Origin of the sequence: Mycobacterium sp. SMC-17 (assembly GCF_045310915.1) — a bacterium.
Taxonomy (GTDB): domain Bacteria; phylum Actinomycetota; class Actinomycetes; order Mycobacteriales; family Mycobacteriaceae; genus Mycobacterium.
The window spans coordinates 56,329-77,976 of sequence record NZ_JBJIAK010000018.1 but is presented as its reverse complement, the minus strand read 5'-3'; the positions used below and the strand labels follow the sequence as shown (position 1 = coordinate 77,976).

22 protein-coding genes are annotated in these 21,648 nt (G+C 67.9%); 14 read left to right on the top strand and 8 right to left on the bottom strand.

What is annotated here, in order from left to right; all coding sequences use genetic code 11:
- Positions 1-228 precede the first annotated feature (228 nt).
- Positions 229-1,116: an AraC family transcriptional regulator gene (locus ACJH7A_RS14020; RefSeq protein ID WP_231388117.1), complete on the top strand. Its 888-nt coding sequence runs from the start codon at positions 229-231 to the stop codon at positions 1,114-1,116.
- Positions 1,117-1,185: 69 nt separating this feature from the next.
- Here the strand turns inward: ACJH7A_RS14020 and ACJH7A_RS14015 are convergent, their stop codons facing one another.
- The 3 genes from ACJH7A_RS14015 to ACJH7A_RS14005 form a co-directional block, all read right to left on the bottom strand.
- Positions 1,186-2,313, bottom strand: coding sequence for an NDMA-dependent alcohol dehydrogenase (locus ACJH7A_RS14015; protein ID WP_212807908.1), 1,128 nt, complete (start codon positions 2,311-2,313; stop codon positions 1,186-1,188).
- A gap of 147 nt (positions 2,314-2,460) precedes the next feature.
- Complete coding sequence (locus ACJH7A_RS14010) at positions 2,461-2,763, bottom strand: DUF732 domain-containing protein (RefSeq protein WP_212807909.1); 303 nt, start codon at positions 2,761-2,763, stop codon at positions 2,461-2,463.
- A gap of 101 nt (positions 2,764-2,864) precedes the next feature.
- Positions 2,865-3,896: a sigma-70 family RNA polymerase sigma factor gene (locus tag ACJH7A_RS14005; protein ID WP_212807910.1), complete on the bottom strand. Its 1,032-nt coding sequence runs from the start codon at positions 3,894-3,896 to the stop codon at positions 2,865-2,867.
- A 60-nt stretch (positions 3,897-3,956) separates the two neighbouring features.
- Between ACJH7A_RS14005 and ACJH7A_RS14000 the strand changes: the two genes are divergently transcribed.
- Positions 3,957-4,796 carry an alpha/beta hydrolase gene (locus ACJH7A_RS14000; RefSeq protein ID WP_318984821.1) on the top strand — a complete coding sequence of 280 codons (840 nt, stop codon included), beginning with the start codon at positions 3,957-3,959 and terminating at the stop codon, positions 4,794-4,796.
- Between the two features lie 13 nt (positions 4,797-4,809).
- The gene (locus tag ACJH7A_RS13995; RefSeq protein WP_212807912.1) at positions 4,810-5,847 is read left to right on the top strand and encodes a hypothetical protein; all 1,038 of its coding nucleotides are present in this window, start codon (positions 4,810-4,812) and stop codon (positions 5,845-5,847) included.
- A gap of 25 nt (positions 5,848-5,872) precedes the next feature.
- Here ACJH7A_RS13995 and ACJH7A_RS13990 read toward each other — a convergent pair whose 3' ends face one another.
- Positions 5,873-7,222 (bottom strand): aldehyde dehydrogenase, encoded by a 1,350-nt coding sequence (locus ACJH7A_RS13990; RefSeq protein WP_212807913.1) that lies wholly within the window; start codon positions 7,220-7,222, stop codon positions 5,873-5,875.
- 123 nt (positions 7,223-7,345) lie between these two features.
- On the opposite strand from ACJH7A_RS13990, the gene ACJH7A_RS13985 reads away from it, so the two are divergent.
- The 3 genes from ACJH7A_RS13985 (at position 7,346) to ACJH7A_RS13975 (ending at position 8,832) form a co-directional block, all read left to right on the top strand.
- Positions 7,346-7,522: a hypothetical protein gene (locus ACJH7A_RS13985; RefSeq protein ID WP_212807914.1), complete on the top strand. Its 177-nt coding sequence runs from the start codon at positions 7,346-7,348 to the stop codon at positions 7,520-7,522.
- 72 nt (positions 7,523-7,594) lie between these two features.
- Complete coding sequence (locus ACJH7A_RS13980; protein WP_212807915.1) at positions 7,595-8,344, top strand: DUF2786 domain-containing protein; 750 nt, start codon at positions 7,595-7,597, stop codon at positions 8,342-8,344.
- Complete coding sequence (locus ACJH7A_RS13975; protein WP_212807916.1) at positions 8,341-8,832, top strand: TIGR04338 family metallohydrolase; 492 nt, start codon at positions 8,341-8,343, stop codon at positions 8,830-8,832. The genes ACJH7A_RS13980 and ACJH7A_RS13975 overlap by 4 nt, the downstream gene beginning before the upstream one ends.
- Positions 8,833-8,958: 126 nt before the next feature.
- Here ACJH7A_RS13975 and ACJH7A_RS13970 read toward each other — a convergent pair whose 3' ends face one another.
- Complete coding sequence (locus tag ACJH7A_RS13970; RefSeq protein WP_212807917.1) at positions 8,959-9,960, bottom strand: DUF4331 family protein; 1,002 nt, start codon at positions 9,958-9,960, stop codon at positions 8,959-8,961.
- Positions 9,961-10,045: 85 nt separating this feature from the next.
- On the opposite strand from ACJH7A_RS13970, the gene ACJH7A_RS13965 reads away from it, so the two are divergent.
- From ACJH7A_RS13965 to ACJH7A_RS13935, 7 genes are all read left to right on the top strand, one after another.
- Positions 10,046-10,711 (top strand): O-methyltransferase, encoded by a 666-nt coding sequence (locus tag ACJH7A_RS13965; RefSeq protein WP_212807918.1) that lies wholly within the window; start codon positions 10,046-10,048, stop codon positions 10,709-10,711.
- Positions 10,711-11,106 (top strand): hypothetical protein, encoded by a 396-nt coding sequence (locus tag ACJH7A_RS13960; RefSeq protein WP_212807919.1) that lies wholly within the window; start codon positions 10,711-10,713, stop codon positions 11,104-11,106. The genes ACJH7A_RS13965 and ACJH7A_RS13960 overlap by 1 nt, the downstream gene beginning before the upstream one ends.
- A 78-nt stretch (positions 11,107-11,184) precedes the next feature.
- Positions 11,185-12,525 carry an FAD-binding oxidoreductase gene (locus ACJH7A_RS13955; RefSeq protein ID WP_212807920.1) on the top strand — a complete coding sequence of 447 codons (1,341 nt, stop codon included), beginning with the start codon at positions 11,185-11,187 and terminating at the stop codon, positions 12,523-12,525.
- Entirely contained in the window at positions 12,522-13,268 is a 747-nt protein-coding gene (locus tag ACJH7A_RS13950; protein WP_212807921.1) for a DAPG hydrolase family protein, read from the top strand. Before ACJH7A_RS13955 ends, ACJH7A_RS13950 begins: the two co-directional genes overlap by 4 nt.
- Before the next feature lie 78 nt (positions 13,269-13,346).
- Positions 13,347-14,417 carry a S9 family peptidase gene (locus ACJH7A_RS13945; protein WP_212807922.1) on the top strand — a complete coding sequence of 357 codons (1,071 nt, stop codon included), beginning with the start codon at positions 13,347-13,349 and terminating at the stop codon, positions 14,415-14,417.
- Positions 14,414-15,625 (top strand): saccharopine dehydrogenase family protein, encoded by a 1,212-nt coding sequence (locus ACJH7A_RS13940; RefSeq protein ID WP_212807923.1) that lies wholly within the window; start codon positions 14,414-14,416, stop codon positions 15,623-15,625. Before ACJH7A_RS13945 ends, ACJH7A_RS13940 begins: the two co-directional genes overlap by 4 nt.
- 91 nt (positions 15,626-15,716) lie before the next feature.
- Positions 15,717-16,547 (top strand): PaaX family transcriptional regulator C-terminal domain-containing protein, encoded by an 831-nt coding sequence (locus tag ACJH7A_RS13935; RefSeq protein WP_212814464.1) that lies wholly within the window; start codon positions 15,717-15,719, stop codon positions 16,545-16,547.
- Here ACJH7A_RS13935 and ACJH7A_RS13930 read toward each other — a convergent pair.
- Both ACJH7A_RS13930 and ilvD read right to left on the bottom strand, forming a co-directional pair.
- Positions 16,484-17,650, bottom strand: coding sequence for an ankyrin repeat domain-containing protein (locus tag ACJH7A_RS13930; protein ID WP_318984820.1), 1,167 nt, complete (start codon positions 17,648-17,650; stop codon positions 16,484-16,486). The two genes, ACJH7A_RS13935 and ACJH7A_RS13930, sit on opposite strands and share 64 nt — an antisense overlap.
- A gap of 209 nt (positions 17,651-17,859) precedes the next feature.
- Positions 17,860-19,560 carry a dihydroxy-acid dehydratase gene (gene ilvD / locus ACJH7A_RS13925; RefSeq protein WP_212807924.1) on the bottom strand — a complete coding sequence of 567 codons (1,701 nt, stop codon included), beginning with the start codon at positions 19,558-19,560 and terminating at the stop codon, positions 17,860-17,862.
- Between the two features lie 75 nt (positions 19,561-19,635).
- Between ilvD and ACJH7A_RS13920 the strand changes: the two genes are divergently transcribed.
- Positions 19,636-19,965: a metal-sensitive transcriptional regulator gene (locus ACJH7A_RS13920; protein ID WP_212807925.1), complete on the top strand. Its 330-nt coding sequence runs from the start codon at positions 19,636-19,638 to the stop codon at positions 19,963-19,965.
- 82 nt (positions 19,966-20,047) lie between these two features.
- On the opposite strand, the gene ACJH7A_RS13915 is transcribed toward ACJH7A_RS13920, so the two are convergent.
- Entirely contained in the window at positions 20,048-21,640 is a 1,593-nt protein-coding gene (locus ACJH7A_RS13915; RefSeq protein ID WP_318984819.1) for a regulator, read from the bottom strand.
- Positions 21,641-21,648: the final 8 nt, after the last annotated feature.

Below are 21,648 nucleotides of genomic sequence, written 5' to 3'. Positions count from 1 at the left end.
TCGTGCGAAAGCCCCCGATCTCGAAAGGAATTGAGATCGCGGTTCGCTTTGGTTCAGTCGAGGAGGTCAGCTGTCACTGACCGGCCCAAAAAGTACGGACTGAACGGCAGATGTGCATTCACATTCTGTGGGGCTTTTCAAATATTCAAACCAGGCGAAGTTACTAGAAGGTAGGTTTGCAAAACCAGCCACGGTTTATCTCGGAAGGCCTAGCATTCCGCCGACCGTGTGATCGAAAATGATGTGCCAGTGGGGTTTCCGATGGGGATGAAGCCGTGGGACGGCGACCGCCCGCTTACGCCGCGAATAGTGTTGGAGCGCGAGGATGTTGCGGCGCGCGGGTTGTCGTTCGCCTTCTCCACGGAGCGCATCTCGGCGCCAACGGATTGGTGCAGCTTCAGTGACACGCATCATCTGGTGTACGTATATCGCGGTGGCGCCATGCATTCCATCCAGACCGCGCTGGACTGGGGACCATCGGGCCAGGTGCCGCCGACGGCGGGAGACGTCTGGTGGAAGCCGGCGGGCGTTCAATGTGCGGCGCTGGTCCAAGGCGATGTCGCCGGCATTTGTGAGATTGCCGTCCCGCGCGGGGTGATCGACGACACGGCACTGTTGCCCCGAATCAAGTACCGGGACAGGCTCATTCACCATTTGGTCGAGGAAATTTACAGCGTTGCCGACCGTGACGACGCCATGGCGCGATTACTCACCCACTCGTTGGCTGAAACCACCCGCCTGCTGATTTGCGAGAAGTACACCGCGACGGCACCGAGGAAACCAGGGCATCGGCACCTCGACGCCCAGACTCGTTCCAGGCTCGTCGACTTCCTCAGCGACGGAATGGATTCCGAGATTCATCTGGATGCACTGGCACAGTTGGCGGGGATGCCGGTGCACGCGTTCATCGGCGCGTTCCGGCGGGCCTTTCACACCACGCCGTACCAGTTCCTCCTGGACTTGAGGATCGACCGTGGCAAGATGCTGTTGATGTCCAGCGCGACGAGTATCGCCGAAATTGCCTCATCAGTTGGCTTTTCGACGCCGAACCACTTCGCCACCGCGTTCCGGAAGCGCGTCGGCGTATCGCCCAGTGCGTATCGGAACGCCCGGTGATCGTGACCAGGACACAAAACTGCCCCTTCTCCGCGGAAAAGGGGCAGCTTCGGCTGTTCGCGAGAACAATTACCAGTCGGACTCGTCGAAGGTGACGACACCGCGAATGTTGTTGCCGTCCAACATGTCCTGGTAGCCCTGGTTGATGTCCTCGAGCTTGTAGGTCCGCGTGATCATGTCGTCGATGTTCAGCAGACCGGACTTGTACAGCGCGGCCAGGCGCGGGGTCTCGATGTGCGAGCTGCCGCCACCGAAGATGTTGCCCTTCAACGTCTTCTGCAGCATGGTGAACAGGAACAGGTTGAGCTTGACGTCGGCGTCCATCATCGAGCCCATGCCGGTCACGACGCAGGTGCCGGTCTTGGCCGTCAGGATCATGGCCTCTTCGATGTACTCGCCCTTCATCTCGCCGACGGCGATGATGACCTTGTCGGCCATCAGGCCCCAGGTCAGGTCGATCATCGGCGCGATGGCCTCGGCCATCGACGGGTAGACATGCGTCGCACCGAACTTCATCGCCTGGTCGCGCTTCCACGGATTCGGGTCGATGGCGATGACGTGCTTGGCGCCGGAGATCACCGCACCCTGCAGCGCGCTCATGCCGATGCCGCCGACACCGACGATGGCGACGGTTTCACCGGGCTGGACCTGCGCCACGTTGGTGGCCGAGCCGAAGCCGGTCGGCACGGCGCAACCCATGATGGCCGCGGACTCGAACGGGATGTCCTTGTCGATCTTGACGACGGAATCCTTGTGGACCGTCATGTACGGCGCGAAGGTGCCCAGCAGGTTCATCGCCGCGACCTCTTTGCCGCCGGCGGTGTGGATGCGGTTGGTGCCGTCGGCGATCGACTTGCCACCCAGCAGGACGGCGCCGCGGTCGCACAGCGAGCGGAAGCCCTTCATGCACGGCGGGCAGGAGCCACAGGCCGGGATGAACGCGAGGATGACGTGGTCACCCTCTTCGATGCCGGTGACGTTCTTGCCGACCTTGGTGACGACGCCCGCGCCCTCGTGCCCGCCGAGACAGGGCAGCGGCATCGGGGTCGCGCCCGTGGTCAGGTGGTAGTCGGAGTGGCACATGCCCGCGGCATGCATCTGAATCTGGACTTCGTCGGCAACGGGGTCACCGAGGTCGATCTCCTCGACCTGGAACGGGGAGTTCACTTCCCACAGCAGAGCACCTTTGGTCTTCATGACGAAGATCATAGCAACAAAGTAAGAACACGTTCCAGAATGATGGTATAGAGGCGCCCTGACCTGCGTAGATGATAACTAAGAACCTACTCACCAGTCACTTGCAGACTAGGGTGGCTAGTGCCCTGGGGCCGCGGTTCGTGTGGTCTAACCGCCCGCGAAGTCGGGGCAGAGGTGAGTGGTCGAGGCGCTGACGAACAGCGCGCCCTGATTGAAGGCGTATGCCTTCTCGACGACCGTCATCTCGTCGAGAACCGTCACGCCGCCGCGCAGGTCCTTGCAGACGCCCTGGCCGGCGGCCACCATCTGGTCGGGCGTCTTGCCGGGCAGGGTGGCGCCGTTGATGCTGATCTCCTCCAGGAACGAGCCGGGGCTCGCGGTCGCCGGCGGGGCCGCCAAAACGGCAGAGGCGGCGGTGATCACGGCGGCGCCGAGCAGCACGGTCTTCATGATCGATCCCTTTCGTCAGCAGGTCACGAGGCTGTGCCACTGAACGTATCGGCGATCGACAGGTGGAGATATAAGGGAGATCCCTACCGTTTCGGTGGCCCTCAGAGGTGGGCCGGCAGTCCGAACTTCTCGAACAGCGTCGGGTCCATGAACGCGACGACGTGCGAGATGCCGTCGGGCTTGATGTCCAGCACGTGCAGCTGGAACGCCTCGTGCTGGCCGGTCTCGGCATTGCGCATGTACATGCCCGCGGCGGACTGCCCGTTGGCGGTGGTGGCGACGAACCGCATGTCGCCCGGGTGCTCGGCGGGGCACTTGAAACGGGACAGCTCGACGATGTCCCGCGGGCCGGAGTACCAGGTGTCGAACGGGGGCATCTCCCACACCGAGTCGGCGGTGAACAGCTTGACCAGCGCGTCCATGTCGTAGGACTCGAAGGCGTTGACGTACTTGGCCAGCAGGTCCTTGGCTTCGTCGGACTCCGGAGCGACCAGGACGTCGTCCTGGCTGGGGCCGACGGCATCGAGCTGGGCGCGGGCCCGTTGCAACAGGCTGTTGACGGCCGCGGTGGACGTGCCGACGGCCTCGCCGACCTCGGCGGCCTTCCACTGCAGCACGTCGCGCAGCACCAGCACCGCGCGCTGGCGAGGCGAAAGATGTTGCAGCGCAGCGATGAACGCCAGCCGCACCGACTCGCGTGAGCCGACGATGGTCTGCGGATCACCCGGTGCGTCGTGCACGTCGGGCAGCGGCTCGAGCCAGGCGGTCTCGGTGCGCTCGGTGATCTCGGCCTGCGGGTCGGCCGCCGGCTGGCCCAGCCCCGACGGCAACGGCCGGCGTTGACGGCCTTCCAGTGAGGTCAGGCAGGTGTTGGTGGCGATGCGGTACAGCCAGGTCCGCACCGACGACTTGCCCTCGAAGTTGTCGTAGGCCTTCCAGGCGCGCAGGTAGGTCTCCTGCACCAGGTCCTCGGCGTCGTGCAGAGAACCGGTCATGCGGTAACAGTGGGCCAGCAGCTCGCGCCGGTGCCGTTGGGCGTCGGCCAGGAACGCGTCCCTGGACTGTGCCGGTGTGGCTGCCGCGTCTTCTCTGAGGACACTCACGTGACCCAGGGTACGCAGGGGGTGTGACATCCGGCGGGAGTCGCGGCGGCGACGGACGCGCCGTGGGCCGACCCCAGATATTGTCTCTCCATGGCCACGACCCGCAGCGAACGCAGCTTCGACGGTATCGGTGGCACCAGGATCGTCTACGACGTCTGGGTGCCCGAGACCGATCCGACGGGCGTGGTGGTGCTGTCCCACGGTTTCGGCGAGCACGCCCGTCGCTATGACCATGTCGCGCAACGCTTCGGTGAGGCGGGGTTGATCACCTTCGCTCTCGATCACCGCGGCCATGGCCGCTCGGGTGGCAAGCGCGTGGTGGTCCGTGACATCTCCGAGTACACCGGGGACTTCCATCATCTGGTCGGCCTCGCGACCGCCGAATATCCCGAGCTGCCACGGGTCGTGCTCGGCCACAGCATGGGTGGCGGCATCGTGTTCGCGTACGGCGTCGAGCATCCCGACGACTACAAGCTGATGGTGCTGTCCGGCCCGGCGGTCGACGCTCGTTCCCAGGTCAGCCTGCCGTTGGCGCTGGCGGCGAAGGTGCTGGGTTCCATCCTTCCCGGGTTGCCCGCGGAGAGCCTGCCGTTCGACGCGGTGTCGCGTGATCCCGAGGTGGTCGCGGCCTACAACGCCGACCCGCTCGTGTACCACGGCAAGGTGCCCGCAGGGGTGGGCAAGGCGCTGATCGAGGTCGGCGAGACCATGCCGCAGCGCGCCGCCGCCCTCACCGCGCCGCTGTTGGTGGTGCACGGCGAGGACGACAAGCTGGTCCCGGTGGCCGGCAGCCGCAAGCTGGTGGAGTGCGTCGGCTCGTCCGACGTGGCGCTGAAGGTCTATCCGAAGCTGTACCACGAGGTGTTCAACGAGCCCGAGAAGGCAGTGGTGCTCGACGACGTCGTGAGCTGGATCGAAGTGCGGCTGTGACTGGGGTGCTCGCGTGAAATGGGCTGTGCGCCTGTTGGTTTGGCTGGCGGTGCTGGCGGTGGCGGCGTGCGGTTCGGACAAGCCGGGCGGTGGCAGCGACTGGGTCGATGAGGACGTCAGCTTCGTCGCCGACGGCCTGACCATCCACGGCAGCTACCGCCATGTGCCCGGAGCTGCCGCGGCGCCGTCGGTGTTGCTGATCTCCGAGAGCGGCCAGACCGACCGCAACGGTGACAACGCCGTCGCCGGCAAGGTCGGCAACATGCGGCAGCTCGCCGAGTACCTGTCCGACAAGAAGGTCGACAGCCTGCGGTACGACAAGGTCGGCACCGGCAAGACCGGGCTCGGGCCGCACGCCCAGAACCTGCGTGATGTGGGCAGCGCGGTGTATACCGCCGGCGCCAAGGCGGCCGTGAAGTTCCTGGCCGCGCAGAAGGGCACCGACACCGCGCGCATCTCGGTCTACGGGTTGGGCGAGGGCACCGTCCACGCGCTGGCGCTCGCCACCGACACCGGCCCGGATGCCCCGAAGATCCACTCCCTCGCGCTGCTGCAGCCGCTGGCCGGCCGGTATCTCGATGTCATCACCAACCGCGTGCGCGCCTCGGTCGACGCCGACGTGAAAGCCGGCGCCAAGACCCGGCAACAGGCCGACCAGGTGCTGGCGGACTGGGCAGCGGCCGTCGCGTCGACGCGCGCCACCGGCACGCCGCCGGCCAAACTGCCCGAAGGTCTGAGCGCGATCCTCAACCCCGCCAACGCCAAGGCGGTGCTGGAGGCAGACGCCATCGACCCGCTGGCGCTGGCCGCGAAGCTGCCGAACGGCATGCCGGTGCTGCTGACCTGCTCGGATTCGGACGTTCAGGCCTTCTGCGAGGCGGAGCAGCCGCTGATCGCCGCGCTGGCGCACACCGCGCTCACCGTGGTTCCGCTCAAGGGTGTCAGCCACGTGCTGCGCGACGATCCGACCGACAACGTCGCCAACTACGCGAACAAGGCGCCGCTGTCCCCGCAGCTGACGGGCGCGCTGGACGGCTTCGTCGGCAAGTAGTCACCACGGTTCGGGTTGGGCCGACTCAGGCGGCCGGCGGGGACCAGTGCACCACTTTCATCGCCGTCATCTCATCGAGCAGCTCAGGGCCGAAACCGAATCCGTTGCCGCTGGCGCGGCGCGGTTCGGCCGCACCACCCGGCGCGCCGCCGAACACCGAATTGATCTTCACAGTTCCCACCGGCAGCGCCCGCCAGGCCTCCTGGGCATGTCCCATGTCACCGGTCAACACCGTGGCGGCCAGGCCGTACCGGTCGTCGGCTGCCTCGGCCAGTGCCGTGTCGAAGTCGGGCACGCTGCGCACAGCGGCGACGGGCCCGAAGGTCTCCTCGCTGAACACGAGCATGTCCGGCGTACAGCCGGTCAGAACGGTCGGCGGGTAGAACGTGCCCGGCCCGTCCAGTGGTTCGCCGCCGATGAGTACACGCGCACCGCGCGAGACGGCGTCGGTGACGTGCTGGTGCACGTGAGTGCGGTGCCGCTCGTCGACGAGCGGCCCGATCCGGTGGGACCATTCGCGCGCTTCACCGAGCAGCGCCTCGACGAATGCCTCGAGCTGCGACTCCACCACGTAGATGCGTTCCACTGACACGCAGATCTGGCCGGCGTTGGCAAAGGCGCCCAGCGCTGCCTGCTGGGCGGCCCAGTCGGTCTGCACTCCCGCGTCGACGATCAGCGCGTCGTTGCCGCCGTTTTCCAGCAGTGCCTTGGCACCCCGCTCGGCGCAGGCCCGCGCGATCGACCTGCCGGTGGCGCTACTCCCGACATGCGCGACGACGTCAACCGCCTCGGCCGACGCCAACCGCGCACCCGTCGACCCATCTCCGTCGACGATTTCGAGGACGCCCTCGGGCAGGTGGCCCGCCAGTAGTTCGGCGAACCACCGGCCTGTGCCCGGGCACCGCTCACTCGGCTTGTGCACCACCGTGTTTCCGGTGGCCAGCGCAGCGCCCAGCAAGCCCGCCGCCACGGCCACCGGATCGTTCCACGGTGTCAGCACCGCGACGACTCCCCGCGGCTGCGGAATCATGAGATCGGTTGCGGCCCAATTTCCCTGCAAGCTGTGGCCGCGGTGAAGCGGTCCCAGCTGGGCGTATTGCAGCAGTGTGCCGATGCCGGCTTGTACGCCACCCAACGCATCGGGTGCGGGCTTGCCGGTCTCGCGTTCGTTCAGTTCGGCCAATCCGTCGGCGGCGTCGCGGATCGCAGCCGCCGCGGACTCCAGGCAGGCGGCCCGGTCGGCCGCCGGCGTGCGGGCCCACGCGGGATGGCTTTCGCGGGCCCGTTCGACTGCGCTGTCGCATTCCGGCGGGCCCGCGATCGGCACCCGCGACACGGTGTCGCCGGTGCGGGGATCCAGAACCGTCAATTCCATGGTTTGCACGCAACCTCGCTTACCCCGCCGAGCCCTGATCGAACCCGTCGGGAGCAGGAGGAGGTGTCCAACCTTCAGCGGTGGGTATATCGGCATCACGACCGACGAACAGGACGGACTGCCATGGACAAGGATGATCCCGGCTCCCGGGGCACATACACCGACGCCGACGTCGAGACCGGCGAGGCCAAGCGACCACTCAGTGCCGACGACGAACTTCGCCGCGCCAGCGCCACCGGCCGTGACGAGACGCCCGATGTCGACCAGGAATCGGGCGAAGCGCAGGAGCCGCCCGACTGACGACAGTTGCGGCGACGGCCACGACCCGTCGCGCGCGCGGAAACGTCGTACGCGTCCCATAATGTCGCGAGCATGAGTGACGACAAGATGCTCGCCCGGATCGCGGCGCTGCTGCGGCAGGCCGAGAACACCGACAACCCGCATGAGGCCGAGGCGTTCATGGCGACGGCCCAGCGCCTGGCCACCACGACGTCGATCGATCTGGCGGTGGCCCGGGCGCATTCGGCGACCCGGACCGCGGCCCAGGAGCCGGTGCAGCGCACGGTGACCATCGGGGAGGCAGGTACCCGGGGTCTGCGCACGTTCGTGCAGTTGTTCGTGCTGATCGCGCGGGCCAACGACGTGAAATGCGATATCGCGTCCAACTCGACTTTCGTCTATGCCTACGGGTTCGCCGAGGACATCGACGCCACCCACGCCCTGTATGCCAGCGTGGTGGTGCAGATGGTCAAGTCGTCGGACGCCTACATCTCGACGGGTGCGCACCGGCCGACGCCGACCATCACTGCCCGGCTCAACTTCCAGCTGGCATTCGGCGCCCGCGTCGGGCAGCGGCTGATCGACGCCCGCGAGGAGGCCCGGCAGGCGGCGACCGCCGAACGCGCCGACCAACCGGGGACCGCGCTTGCGTTGCGCAACAAGGACCTTGAGTTGGTGTCGTTCTACAAGAAGACGTCGCAGGCGCGGGGGAGTTGGCGGGCGACGAGTGCGTCGGCCGGCTATTCGTCGGCGGCGCGACGGGCCGGGGACCGGGCCGGGCGCCGGGCGCGGCTGGGGCCGAGCCCCGAACTATCCAGTGCGCGTACGGCTCTGGAGCGATGACCCGGGACGTTCAACGATCCGCGGTGTACGCCGCCGAGCAGTTCGTGCGCACGTTGTTCGACCGCGCCGGGGAACGCGGCAACCGGGCGGTCGAATTCTTCGGGACACAGTTGACGTTGCCGCCCGAGGCGCGCTTCGGGTCCGTCGACGCGGTGCGAAGCTACGTCGACCAGGTGCTGACCATGCCGGCAGTGGCGGCGCGGTGGCCCGATGCCGGCGCGGTGGCCGTGCGGGCGCGGCGAGGCATGACGGCCGCGCACTACGAATCCGGTGACGGCGGCGCGGTCATTGCGGTGCCCGAACGCCAATCCACCTGGGCCCTGAGGGAATTGGTGGTCCTGCACGAGGTGGCGCACCACCTGTCCGCTGCGGTACCGCCGCACGGTCCGGCGTTCACCGCGGCGTTCTGCGAGCTGGCCGACATCGTGATGGGACCGGAGGTGGGCCACGTCCTGCGGGTCGTCTACGCCAAGGAAGGCGTGCGCTAACTACACCCTTTCCCGCGTGCGCTGCCCCCTTTCCCGCGAGCGGCCGTGTTTGTACATGGACACGCCGCGTTCGGTGTGTATTACGCGCACGCTCGCGGCCGGCGAGCGTGCGTTTCCAGTGCTGTCCTAATGCGGCGGACCCAGATACGGGAAGACCTGCAGGGTGTCGGTGTGCGGGCTCAGGCCGGACGGTGGGCAATCGCCCTTGGTCAGCGAGGCCAGCCGGTAGTCGATCACGTCGTCGGTGAACACCCGCCCGTTCGGGTACTTGGCCGGCAGTGATGGGTTGAACGTCAGCATGTCGGGCAGGATGCCCTCAGCGTCGACGGCGGCGACGGCCTCCTCGTCGGTGTAACCGCCCGTGTGCCCCAGCAGGTGGACGAACATCGGCATCCAGCGGTCGCGGTCGTGGACCGGCTCGCTGGCGTTGTACTCCTCCTTGGTGTCGTCGGTGTTGAAGAAGCTGCTGACCGACGGATGCCCGGCCCGGTCGACGTGCAGCAGCGCACCGTCCCGGCGGACGCTGCAGCGGCCCCATATCCGGATGTCGGGCGCGGCTCCCAGGAGCGCGGTCGGCAGCTCCAGGACCATCGAGCACACATTGGCCTGCGTGTTGGAATCCACACCGGTCCAGGGGAATTCGCCACTGAGGTGCAGCGCGGTGAAGTTGCGGCCGCCCCTGATGTCGAACAGGTTCTTGATGCCGTCGAAATCGAAGAAGAAGGCATCGCTGCGGGCCCCGGCGAAGAACCGGTAACCATTGGACTCAGCGATCACCGGCTCCTTGCCGAACGACACTTCGACGCCCTCGAAGATCTTGTCGCCCACGGCTTCCGGTGACTCGGCGGCCTCGCCGGTGGCCAGGTACACATCGACGGTCTGGCGCCCGTCCACCGGCTCGGAGAACACGTAACTGAAGGCGATGTCGTTGCGGAGATCGCCGTCGTTGTCGATGGCGAGGCGGTAGATCGCATCGGGATGCAGGGCGTCGGCGTTCGGGTTGGCGTTGAGGATCAGCACCGTGCGGGCCGGGTCGGCCGGCGATTGGAAGGCGTACAGATCGCAGAGGTCCAGGCGCTGGTCGCCCAGCGGCGGGCCGAGGCTGAGGCCCGTGAAGTGATTTGACATAGCCGTCATTCAAGTGGCCGACGGGCCGCGCTGACGGCGAATCGGTCAATCTGGGCACCGGATTTTCGCGCGCTAGCCTGGGGCCATGACGCAACCCGAGCCGCAGGCAGTCGACGAGATGTTCAACCGGGTGTTGCACACCGAGGACGAGGCGCTGGCCGCCGCGCGCCAGTCCGCGGTGACGGCGGGCATGCCGGCCATCGAGGTCTCGGCGCAGCACGGAAAGCTGTTGTCGCTGTTGGCGACCATCAGCGGCGCCACCCGGGTGCTGGAGATCGGCACGCTGGCGGGCTACAGCACCATCAACCTCGCCCGCGGTATCGGAGCGGAGGGCCGCGTGACGACGTTGGAGTACTCCCCGGAACATGCCGCAGTCGCCCGGACCAACTTCGAGCGGGCCGGTGTCGCGGACCGCGTCGAGGTGCTGGTCGGCGCGGCGCTCGACACGTTGCCGCAGCTGGCGGAGCGGGGCGAGCAGTTCGACTTCTTCTTCATCGACGCGGACAAGGAGAACAACAGTGCCTACGTCGACTGGGCGGTGCGGCTGGCGGCGCCGGGCGCGGTGATCGTCGTCGACAACGTCACGCGCATGGGCCGGGTGCTCGATCCGGCCGCCGACGACCTGCAGGCGCAAGGTGTGCGCAACATGCTGGAGCTGGTGGGCAATCATCCGCGCCTGGAGGCCGCCGCCATCCAGACCGTCGGCGCCAAGGGCTGGGACGGTTTCGCAGTGGCGCGGGTGGCGACGTAGTGCTGCGCGTCGCCGCGGCGGGACTCGTGTTGGCCGTCGGCATGGCACCGACAGCCTGGGCTGACCCGACGGCACTGCCGGAGGTGCCGGTCTCGCCGGGAACGACGTTCGTCGACGATCCGGCGATCGTCGACCCCCACCCGCTGGCGGCGGAGTCCTGGAGCCGGCTGGACCCCGAACCTGCTGTGGCGCTGAATATTTCGCTCGGATCGCCGGACTGCTACGGAGTGCACGCCACGGTCCAGGAGACCGACCAGGCCGTGACGGTCACCTTGACGGCCGGCCGCAGGTCCGATCGCGAACGCATGGTCTGCACCATGATGATCATGCCGGGCAAGATCGTGGTGCCGTTGGCCAATCCTGTCGGGGCTCGGGCGGTGCTGACGGCCGAGTAGGCCCGCAACTCGAATTTGACGCAGCCGCTGATTCCCGGTGTTACGTTTCGGTGGGGCGTCGAGGCGTGAGGAGTTGCGGTGACAGCTTTGGCCGAGGTCCGACATTTTCGCCGCGGTGACGCGAGCTATGACGAGGCACGCTGCGCGACGGTGTGGAATGCGCTTGTGCCGCAGCGCTTTCCGGACGTCATCGTGCAGGCGTCGTGCACTGCCGATGTGGTGGTGGCAGTCCGCTACGCCCGCGCGAACAAGTTGGCCGTCGGTATCCGATCCGGCGGGCACAGTTGGTCGGCCAACCACCTGCGCGACGGCGGCCTGCTGCTCGACGTGAGCCGGCTCGATACGTGCCGGGTGGATCGCGACGCGATGACCGCCGTCGTCGGGCCCGGAAAAGGTGGCAGCGTGCTGGCCGCCGAACTGGAGCAGCAGGGCCTGTTCTTCCCGTCGGGACACTGCCGTGGCGTGCGACTCGGCGGGTATCTGCTGCAGGGCGGCTACGGGTGGAACAGCCGCGTGCTGGGGCCGGCGTGCGAAAGCGTGCTGGCGCTCGACGTGGTCACCGCCGATGGTGAGCAGATTCGGTGCGACGCCGAGCATCACTCCGATTTGTATTGGGCGGCACGGGGATCCGGCCCGGGATTCTTCGGCGTCGTGACGGCGTTCCACCTACGCCTCTATCCGCAGCCGTCGGTCTGCGGCAGCAGCCTGTACGTCTACCCTTTCGAGGCCGCCGACGAGATCTATACGTGGGCCCGCGCGATCAGCGCCGACGTGGACCGCCGGGTGGAGCTGCAGATCGTCGCTTCGCGGGCCATGCCGAGCTCGGGTCTGGATACGCCGGGCATCGTGCTGGCCTCCCCAGTGTTCGCCGACAGCGACGACGAAGCGAAAGCTGCAGTCGCACTGCTGGATACGTGTCCGGCGCGGCCCCATGCCCTGATGGCCGTGCCGTTCGCACCGACGAATCTGCCCACCTGGTACGACGCCGTGATGAGCAACTATCTCAGCGACCACCGCTACGCCGCGGACAACATGTGGACGTCGGCGTCGACGGCCGAGTTGTTGCCGGGCGTGCGCAACATCCTCGAGACCATGCCACCGCATCCGTCGCATTTCCTGTGGCTGAACTGGGGGCCGTCGCCCGCCCGTCAGGACATGGCTTACAGCCTGGAAGACGAGGTGTACCTGGCGCTCTACGCCGGCTGGCAGGACGCAGCCGATGACGAAAAATACGGCGATTGGGCCCGATCGAACATGGCGGCGATGTCCCACCTGGCCACCGGGATACAGCTGGCCGACGAGAACCTCGGTGCCCGGCCGGCCCGGTTCGCCACCGACGCGGCCATGGCGCGACTGGATGCGGTGCGCGCACAATATGACCCGGAGGGTCGCTTCTACGCCTGGATGGGACGGACATGAGCTACCTGGGTTACCGCGGTGACGACGCGGACACACCGTTCGGCAGGTTCTTCAATCCGGAGATGGCGGCGCTGCCACGCCATGTGGTGGAGGCGCTCGAGCACGGGCCGCAGGCCGGCCCGGTGCTGCCGGACTTCGACGAACCGCTCGCCGCCGACGGTTATCAGCAGACCGAGAACGGCTACGGCACACTGTCGGACGGCGGGTACACCGTTGCCGTGCGCACCGACATGCCGGGCGTGACGCCGCAGATGTGGGACTGGTGGTTCGGCTGGCACGGCTGCGACGCGCGCCGCTACAAGCTGTGGCATCCGCGGGCGCATGTATCGGCGCAGTGGCGCGACGGCCGTGACGACGTGGCCTATGTCGGTCGGACCTCGCTGGTCGAGGAGTATCTCGGCTCGGCGCTCAGTTCGGTGGCGATCCAGTTCGTCGACCCCGAGTCACAAGGGCACGCGGGGCTGGCCATCGTCGCCCGCCTCGGCTCGCCGGACATCCCGGTCGACATCGGTTGGCTTGTTCATCAGGTGCGGCCGACACCCGACGGCGCCGAGATGCGCTCCCGATTCTGGATGGGCGGGCAGCACGTCAGCTTCCGTGCCGGTAAGTCGTTGGCGGACCATGCTTTTCGGGTTCTTGCCGCGCGTCAGCTGCCGCACCCGCAGGATCTGCTGGTGCACTGCGCGCAGGAGATGAACCACCTGGCCGGCTTCTTGCCGGAGCTCCACGCGCAGTTCGGTTAGCCCGCGAGCGAGGAGTCTCCGCAGTCCGAGTGGCTGACGCCACTCTCGATTAACTATCACTTAGGCTACGATCGTGGAATGAATGATAGTTCTGCCATCGGTCGTCACCGTCCTGCCTGGGTGCGTCGCACGCTGATCGCATGGGGTTGTGTCGTCGCGGTCGTGGTTCCGGCGGGCGGCTGGGTGCTGTACGCCAACGACTTCGCCATTCGCGAGCAGCGCGTCACCATCCCTGCGCCGGCGCAGCCCCTTGACGGTGTGCTGGCCCTGCCCAAGACGGGGAAGGGACCGTTCGGCCTGGTGGTGTTCGTGCACGGCGACGGGCCCGCCGATGCCAGCCGCGACGCGTTCTACCGGCCCATCTGGGAGTCCTTCGCCGAGGCCGGCTATGCGTCGTTGTCGTGGAACAAGCCCGGCGTCGACGGCGCGCCCGGCAACTGGCTGAACCAGAGCCTGGCCGACCGGGCCGACGAGACGAGCGCCGCGATCGACTGGGCCCGCACCCGGGCCGACATCGATCCGCACCGCATCGGCATCTGGGCCATCAGTCAGGGCGGCTGGGTGGCGCCCGAGGTGGCAGTGCGCAAACCCGACCTGCAGTTCATGATTCTCGTTGGGCCGGCGATCAATTGGATGCGGCAGGGTGAGTACAACCTGCGGGCCGAGCTGCGGGCACGCGCGGCGCCGCAGTCGGAACTGGCAGCGGCCCTGGCCCGACGGGAGCGGACGAATCAGCTGCTGCGCAATGGCGCGACCTATCACGAGTACCGCATGGCGGACATCGACGCGTCGCCGATGTCCGCGGACCGCTGGGGATTCGTCGCGCGAAACTACCGTGCGGACGTCAGCGCGACGTTGCCGCGTCTCGCGGTCCCGGTGCTGCTGGAGCTCGGCGAGGACGACCGGAACGTCGACGTGGCCGAAACCGAACGCGTCTATCGCGCGCTGGTGCGACCCGATCTGCTCACGGTCCAGACCTATCCCCACGCTTCGCACAGCCTCGCCAAGGAGGACCTGGAAAGCAATCCTGACAGCGTAAAAGCCTATGTGATAGGAACTTTCGCGCCCCGGCAGATCTATGCGCCCAGCTACCTCGACAATCTGCGGCGCTACGTTCAGGAACTGCCCGCCGCCAAGGAGGCCCGATGAGGATCCTCGCGTTGGGTGGCCCCGGCGCGATGGGTGCCGTAGCTGTCCGGCTCGCCGCGCGGCTGCCCGGGGTCGACGAGATCGTCATCGCCGACCGGGACGGTGCCGCCGCACACCGCCTGTGCGGACAACTCGCCGAGGCGCCGGTGCGGGTCAGTGCCGCCCAGGTTGACGTCACGGATGAGGTGGCCCTGTGCCGGCTCCTGGACCAGGCGGATCTCGTCGTCAACACCGTCGGGCCGTACTACCGCTTCGGAGTCCCGGTGCTGCGCGCCGCGATCGCGACGGGCACGCACTACGTCGACATCTGCGACGACTGGGAACCGACGGTGCAGATGCTCGAACTCGACGAAACCGCCCGTGCCGCAGACGTTTGCGCTGTCATCGGAATGGGGGCCAGCCCGGGTGTGAGCAACCTGCTCGTCGCCACGGCGGCCGCCGAACTCGACACGGTGCGCGACGCCTACACCGCATGGCCGGTCGACGTGTCCGGGACGGGCGGCGATGGGGGCGAGGTGCTGTTGGGCCCAGACGGCCGGCCGTCGGCCGCGGCCGTGCACTGGATGCTGCAGAGCAGCGGCAAAATCTGCACCGTCCGGGGTGGACAGCTGACGTTCGAGCGTCCGCTGCGCGCGGTCGGGTTGACCCTGCCGGGTGGCCGTCGCGGCACCGCGTACACGGTGGGCCATCCCGAGCCCATCACGTTGCGGCGCACGCTCGGACTCACCGGCGAGGCCGTCAACCTCATGGTGATGCGGCCGCAGACCCTGGCCTACCTCGATGTGCTGCGTCGCGACACCGACCGGCGCCGACTGACCCACGAGACGGCAGCACTGCAGTTCGCGAAACCGAACCTGTTGCACTACTTACGATCTGTGCCGTTGTCGTGGCGAAGCAAAGGTCCGGGCACGCTACCGCCGTTCTTCGCCGCGGTGTCCGGCACCCGCGCCGGACGCGACCGCACGGTGCTGACCCACCTCGACCTGTCCGGGAGCGCGGCTGGATTGTTCGGGGACATGGCCCGGGCCACGGGCATCCCGCTGGTGTTGGGGCTGGCGCAGATCGTCGACGGCACCGCGCGGCGCCCGGGAGTGCACCCGCCCGACGCCGTCATCGACGCGCCGCGATTCTTCGCCGACCTGGCTAACCAACTCGATCAGCCCGACGGCCGGCCGCTCGTCATCGTCGAACAGGACGAGCGTGCCTAGACTTGGGTGCCCCGCGCGTCGTACCGCCGGCACAAGGAGCTGACCGTTGGACGCACCCATCGAAGTGCCGACCCGCACTCTCGTCGAGAGCATGCTGCGGGACGACGCCACCATCGACGCCGGTGCGCTGTACGACGTCGCGGGCGAACTCGGGATGACGGACCAGCAGGTGCGGTTGTGCATCAAGCGACTGGTCGCCGACGGGCAGTTCGTCCAAGACGGACGCGGGCGGAAAGCGGTGCTGCGGGCGACCGATGAGCTGCGCAGCAGCATCACCCCGGACCTCGACTACCTCCGGCTCATGTACGCCCAGGACCGGGGCGACGCCCCGTGGGACGGGCGCTGGCACGTCGTGGCGTTCGCCGTTCCGGAGTCGATCCGGTCGGCGCGTGACGCCATGCGTGACGCGATCGTGCGCCTCGGTGGCGCCGCGATTCAAGGTGGTCTGTACGTCTCCCCGAACGACTGGGACAGCGAGATAGCTGCCGCGGCAGAACAATTGGCGATCACCGATCACGTCACCACGCTCACGACCGCGGATTTGGCCGTCGGAGGCACCGATGAGCCGCGAGCCGTCGCGGGCCTCCTGTGGCCCCTGGACGACATCGCCGAACGTCACCGGCGACTGCTCTCCGTCGCCGAACGCGCACTGTCCGCCTTGCCGGGCGCCGCCCCGACCGCGCAGCTCACCACTGCCATCGAGCTGGCCGCCGAATTCAGTCGCGCGCTCGAGCCCGACCCGCTGCTGCCGCCAGAGTTGTTGCCACAGCCGTGGATCGGCGTCGCAGCCCGCGCGAAGGTCGCGGAATGCTGGGCAGAACTGCTCAAAAGCGATGCCCCGCAACGCATCAAGCTGTTTCAGTGGTACTCGGAAGTGGTGTCCGAAGTCGCGGCGCGCAGCAGTTCCGCCGCCTCCGTCTGATAGGCGTGCTCGGCCCACTGCAACGGCGTCGAGCCGAACCGTCCGTCGGTGATGGACGGTTCGGCGCCCGCCTCCAGCAGCCGCCGGATCAGCGACAGATCGCCCTCCCACGCGGCGTGGTGCAGCGGCGTCGCGCCCTCATCGTCACGGGCGTTGGGATCATCCGGAAAGGTCGGCGCGACGAGTTCGACGCCCGACACGTCGATGCCGTGCCGGGCGAGCAGGTCGAGACGATCACGGAACCCGTGCTCGGCGGCCCAGCGAATCTGCCGCTGCCACAGCTGCTCTCGGGTCTCCATCGCCTCGCCCAGCCGTCGCTCCCACGGGCTGGGCCCGGCGTCGGCGAGACCGTGGGCGAACAGCAGCTCCAGGTGCGAATCGTCCGGGCGGAACATCCGGTTGTAGAGCGTCTGCTGATCAAGCGGATGGGCCCCGCGGCGCAGGAGCAGCGTCGCGAGCTCGGTGGCATGCGGATGCCGGGGCTGCCGTCGCGGCCCTTGCTCGCCTTCGCCGAACACCCCTGTCAACAGCGTGAACGGCGTCGACATGCCGCACCACAGGTAACCGCCGTTCGGATCGGCTCCGGCGTCGAGCAGGAGCGTCGCGGCGGCCAGGACGTCATTTATGCTGCGGCCCAAGGGAATCCGCGAGTAGCAGAGGTACATCATGGGCACCCAGCCGAACGGACCGCCGCCGGTGCCGGCCAGTGTCGGGCGACGGGCGAGATGCTCCGCGAGCGCGACCGGATCACTGGCCGCGGCCGCGGCCCAGACACTGCGGGAAACCACATCAGGTTCGGCGGCGAGCAGCTCGACAGCGGACTGCCGGCGCGGCGGGGCGTCGGATTCGTCGTACCGCAACACCGCCCACGAACAGAACCGGTCAGCGGGGTCGAGGGCGTTTTCGTCGACGGCGCCCGGGTCGACGCTCAGATCCGCGGCCAGCCGCAGGTAGTGCACCAGTGCGGGCCAGCCGGTGAAGCCATACCGACGGGCGACGGCGAGCTGGGCGGCGTGTAGCGCGATGCCGTTCGCCCGCTGCAGCGTGCGTGCTTCGACGCGCAGTTTGTCCAGGGACGGATTGGTGGGCAGTGTGCTGGCCATGACGGCCTCCTCTCATGCGCCCGCGTCCGCGAATCGGGCCGAGAAGAGGTCGGTCACAAGGTGAAGCAATCAGCAGGGAGGCTGAGCCTCTTCGAGCGGACGTCGGGCGGTCCTGCGCGCCCGACCTCACGCTATCACCGAGCCCGCCCACCGGGTGTTTTGTGCACGATTTTCCGCGCCTACCGCGGAAAATCGTGCACAAATCCCGGCTAGGTGCAGACGGCGCCGACGGCGGCGGACTGGACCAGCTTGGTGTACTTGGCCAGCACGCCAGTCTTGTAGCGCGGCGGCAGCGGCTCGAAACCTTCACGGCGCGAAGCCAATTCGGCCTCGTCGACGAGCAGGTCCAGCTTGCCGTTGGCGACGTCGAGGCGGATGCGGTCACCGTCGCGCACGAACGCGATGGGGCCGCCGTCGACGGCCTCCGGCGCGATGTGCCCGACGCACAGGCCCGTCGTCCCACCCGAGAAGCGGCCGTCGGTCATCAGCAGCACGTCCTTGCCCAGGCCGGCGCCCTTGATGGCGCCGGTGATGGCCAGCATCTCGCGCATACCCGGGCCGCCCTTGGGGCCCTCATAGCGGATGACGACGACGTCGCCGTGCGTGATGGTGCCGTCCTCCAGCGCGTCGAGGGCGGCCCGCTCGCGCTCGAAAACCCTTGCGGTGCCCTCGAAAACGTCGGACTCGAAGCCGGCCGACTTCACGACGGCGCCCTCGGGGGCCAGCGAGCCGTGCAGGATGGTGATGCCGCCCGTCGGGTGGATCGGGTTGTTCATCGCGCGCAGCACCTTGCCGTCCGGGTCGGGCGGCGCGATGTGGGCGAGGTTCTCGGCCATGGTCTTGCCGGTGACGGTGAGGCAATCACCGTGCAGCAGACCGGCATCCAGCAGGGCGCGCATGACGACGGGCACGCCGCCGATCTCGTCGACGTCCTTCATCACGTGGCGGCCGAAGGGTTTCACGTCGGCCAGGTGCGGCACCTTGTTGCCGATGCGGGTGAAGTCGGCGAGGGTCAGTTCGACCTCGGCCTCGCGGGCGATGGCCAGCAGGTGCAGCACCGCGTTGGTGGAGCCGCCGAACGCCATGACGACGGCGATGGCGTTCTCGAACGCCTCCTTGGTCAGGATGTCGCGCGCGGTGATGCCGCGGCGCAGCATCTCGACGACGGCCTCGCCGGACTTGCGGGCGAACTCGTCGCGGCGCTTGTCGATGGCGACGGGAGAAGCGCTGCCCGGCAACGACATACCGAGGGCCTCGGCCGCCGACGCCATGGTGTTGGCGGTGTACATACCGCCACAGGCGCCCTCGCCCGGACAGATGGCGCGTTCGATGATGTCGACGTCCTCGCGGGACATCAGCCCGCGGGCGCACGCACCGACCGCCTCGAAGGCGTCGATGATGGTGACTTCCTTCTCGGTGCCGTCGGTCAGCTTCGCGACGCCCGGCATGATCGAGCCGTTGTAGAAGAAGACGCTCGCGAGATTCAGCCGGGCGGCCGCCATCAGCATGCCGGGGATCGACTTGTCGCAACCGGCGAGCAGCACCGAGCCGTCCAGGCGCTCGGCCTGCATGACCGTCTCGACGCTGTCGGCGATGACCTCGCGCGACACCAGCGAGAAGTGCATGCCCTCATGGCCCATCGAGATGCCGTCGGAGACGGAGATGGTGCCGAACTCCAGCGGGTAACCGCCGGCGGCGTGCACGCCCTCCTTGACCGACTGCGCCAGCCGCTGCAGCGACATGTTGCAGGGGGTGATCTCGTTCCACGACGACCCGACGCCGATCTGCGGCTTGCCCCAGTCGTCGTCACCCATGCCTACCGCGCGCAGCATGCCGCGGGCTGCGGTTTTCTCGAGACCGTCGGTGACGTCGCGACTGCGGGGCTTGATATCGGGCTGATCAGCAGACATGCAGGTAAGTATGCCCGCCGCCACCAAGCGAAATTGCATTGGATACCCCTAAGGGGTATGCGGTACGCTGGGGTTATGACGGCAGACGAGTCGGACGTTGCGGTGGCGGGTCACCCTGAGGCCCAACACGGCTATTCGCCGAACAAGGACAACTACGCCAAGCGGCTGCGGCGCGTCGAGGGACAGGTCCGCGGCATCGCCAAGATGATCGACGAGGACAAGTACTGCATCGATGTGTTGACGCAGATCAGCGCGGTGAACAGCGCGCTGCAGTCGGTCGCGCTGGCGCTGCTCGATGAGCACCTGGGGCACTGCGTGAGCCACGCGGTGGCTGTCGGCGGCGACGAGGCCGAGCAGAAGCTGGCCGAGGCCTCCGCGGCGATCGCGCGGCTCGTCCGGTCCTGACGCAATGTGACTCCACGAGCGTTGTCATGGAGTCATTTGCGATGGCGCCGCTGTCAGGGGCACATTGTGATCGCGCCGTCTCCTAGTGCCCGGCGACGACGTCCGACTCGTCGACCGTGACCGGTTGATCGGCGCCGGGTAACCGCGAGTACGCGGCGCACACCAGGCCGAAGAACAGATAGCCCAGGGCGACCTGTGGATTGGCCGCCCACGCCACCTCGGGTGCGTGGATCAGACCGATGAAGGACAACGCCGCACCGACGACCGACGCAATGGCCGCGTAGAGGAACTTCTTCTCCAGGATGAAGGTCACCATGGTGCCCAGGATCAGGCCGACCAGCACCGCGCCCTCGCCGAGCGTCTGGAGCCCCTGGTAGACCACGCCCGCGCCGTTGAGTTTGTCCAGACCCACCGCCGCGGCCGACGTGCCGGCGGCGTTGAGCGCGTTGTCGACGAGGCCGCCGGCCCATTGCGCGAGGTTGGGCAGCAGCGCCGCGACGACAGCGACGGCATGCAGGCGCGGCACGGCCTGGAAGGCCTGCGCGCCGATCAGCAGACCGATGTAGAGCAGGATCGGCACGATCGCGGGCACCGGCAACAGCGCGTCGAGCACGCCGAACAGGCCCAGGAAGCAGAAGGCCCCGATCAGCACGCCACTGGCCAGCGAATACCCGGCGCGGCCGCCGGCGTCCTTCCAGCCGGGGTGGCCGATGTAGACGGCAGGCGGGAACGGAGAGCCGAAGGCCGAGCCGATCACCGCGCCCGCGCCGTCGGCCAGCAGCACGCTGCGCAGGTTGTAGTTGTCGCCGGCGGCGGCCGCGCTCTCCACGTTGCTCATCGCCTCGGTGAAGTTGTAGACGCCGAGCGGTATGGCGGTCCCCAGCAGCGGGGCCAGATGCGACAGGCCCGAGAGCAGCATGCCGATCCGCAGATCGGGGAGTCCGATCGCGATGTCGGACACCGCCTTGGCGACATCGGGTGCGGACATGAACCCGCCGATCCAGCCGATGGCGGTACCGACGAGCAGTGCGGCCAGTCCGGTCGGGATGCCGAACGGCAGCTTCACGTCGGTGAAGAACCCGATCAGGATGATCGCCAGCACCGGCAGCCCGATCCAGGCCGCCTCCCACATCTGGGCCGCCGGCCGCATCGAGATGAAGGTGATGGAGATGCCGGCCAGCGTCCCGAGCATGGCCGCCCGCGGTGTCAGTTCGCGGATGTAGGGGCCGACGAACGCGCCGATCATCACGATGATGCCGATCATGAAGGCCCACGCCAGCCCCGCCTGCCAGGCCTGCATCGCATCCTTGGTGTGCAGGTAGACCGGCAGCATCACCACGAACACCACGATGAACATGTGCGGCACGCTCGGGCCGTACGGCAAAGCCGTGACGTCCGTGCGGTTTTCGCGCCGCGCGAGGCGGCGGGCCAGGAATGTGTAGTAGAGGTTGCCGAGGATCAGCGCCACCCCGAGCGCGGGCAGGATGGTGCCGAGTACGTCACCGGCGGGGACCTTGACGACGCCGATCATGAGACCCGTCAGCGTCAGGACGTTGACCAGGATGTTGAACCCCAGCCCGAAGAACGCGTTGGTGTCGCCGCGCGTCCACCACGGTAGGGACAGGGCCGGTTTGGGGGTGCCGGCGGCCGGGGGATCGGAGACGTCGGTGGACATGGGCAGGT

Excerpts from the sequence above, each read along its gene's own strand:
- ACJH7A_RS13980 (WP_212807915.1), top strand. The coding sequence starts at position 7,595 with ATGAGTGACGACAAGATGCTCGCCCGGATCGCGGCGCTGCTGCGGCAG.
- ACJH7A_RS13930 (WP_318984820.1), bottom strand. The coding sequence starts at position 17,650 with ATGGCCAGCACACTGCCCACCAATCCGTCCCTGGACAAACTGCGCGTC.
- ACJH7A_RS13940 (WP_212807923.1), top strand. The coding sequence starts at position 14,414 with ATGAGGATCCTCGCGTTGGGTGGCCCCGGCGCGATGGGTGCCGTAGCT.
- ACJH7A_RS14005 (WP_212807910.1), bottom strand. The coding sequence starts at position 3,896 with ATGTCACACCCCCTGCGTACCCTGGGTCACGTGAGTGTCCTCAGAGAA.
- ilvD (WP_212807924.1), bottom strand. The coding sequence starts at position 19,560 with ATGTCTGCTGATCAGCCCGATATCAAGCCCCGCAGTCGCGACGTCACC.
- ACJH7A_RS13935 (WP_212814464.1), top strand. The coding sequence starts at position 15,717 with ATGCTGCGGGACGACGCCACCATCGACGCCGGTGCGCTGTACGACGTC.
- ACJH7A_RS14015 (WP_212807908.1), bottom strand. The coding sequence starts at position 2,313 with ATGAAGACCAAAGGTGCTCTGCTGTGGGAAGTGAACTCCCCGTTCCAG.
- ACJH7A_RS13945 (WP_212807922.1), top strand. The coding sequence starts at position 13,347 with ATGAATGATAGTTCTGCCATCGGTCGTCACCGTCCTGCCTGGGTGCGT.
- ACJH7A_RS13970 (WP_212807917.1), bottom strand. The coding sequence starts at position 9,960 with ATGTCAAATCACTTCACGGGCCTCAGCCTCGGCCCGCCGCTGGGCGAC.
- ACJH7A_RS13975 (WP_212807916.1), top strand. The coding sequence starts at position 8,341 with ATGACCCGGGACGTTCAACGATCCGCGGTGTACGCCGCCGAGCAGTTC.
- ACJH7A_RS13920 (WP_212807925.1), top strand. The coding sequence starts at position 19,636 with ATGACGGCAGACGAGTCGGACGTTGCGGTGGCGGGTCACCCTGAGGCC.
- ACJH7A_RS14000 (WP_318984821.1), top strand. The coding sequence starts at position 3,957 with ATGGCCACGACCCGCAGCGAACGCAGCTTCGACGGTATCGGTGGCACC.
- ACJH7A_RS13915 (WP_318984819.1), bottom strand. The coding sequence starts at position 21,640 with ATGTCCACCGACGTCTCCGATCCCCCGGCCGCCGGCACCCCCAAACCG.
- ACJH7A_RS13990 (WP_212807913.1), bottom strand. The coding sequence starts at position 7,222 with ATGGAATTGACGGTTCTGGATCCCCGCACCGGCGACACCGTGTCGCGG.
- ACJH7A_RS13965 (WP_212807918.1), top strand. The coding sequence starts at position 10,046 with ATGACGCAACCCGAGCCGCAGGCAGTCGACGAGATGTTCAACCGGGTG.
- ACJH7A_RS13950 (WP_212807921.1), top strand. The coding sequence starts at position 12,522 with ATGAGCTACCTGGGTTACCGCGGTGACGACGCGGACACACCGTTCGGC.
- ACJH7A_RS13985 (WP_212807914.1), top strand. The coding sequence starts at position 7,346 with ATGGACAAGGATGATCCCGGCTCCCGGGGCACATACACCGACGCCGAC.
- ACJH7A_RS14010 (WP_212807909.1), bottom strand. The coding sequence starts at position 2,763 with ATGAAGACCGTGCTGCTCGGCGCCGCCGTGATCACCGCCGCCTCTGCC.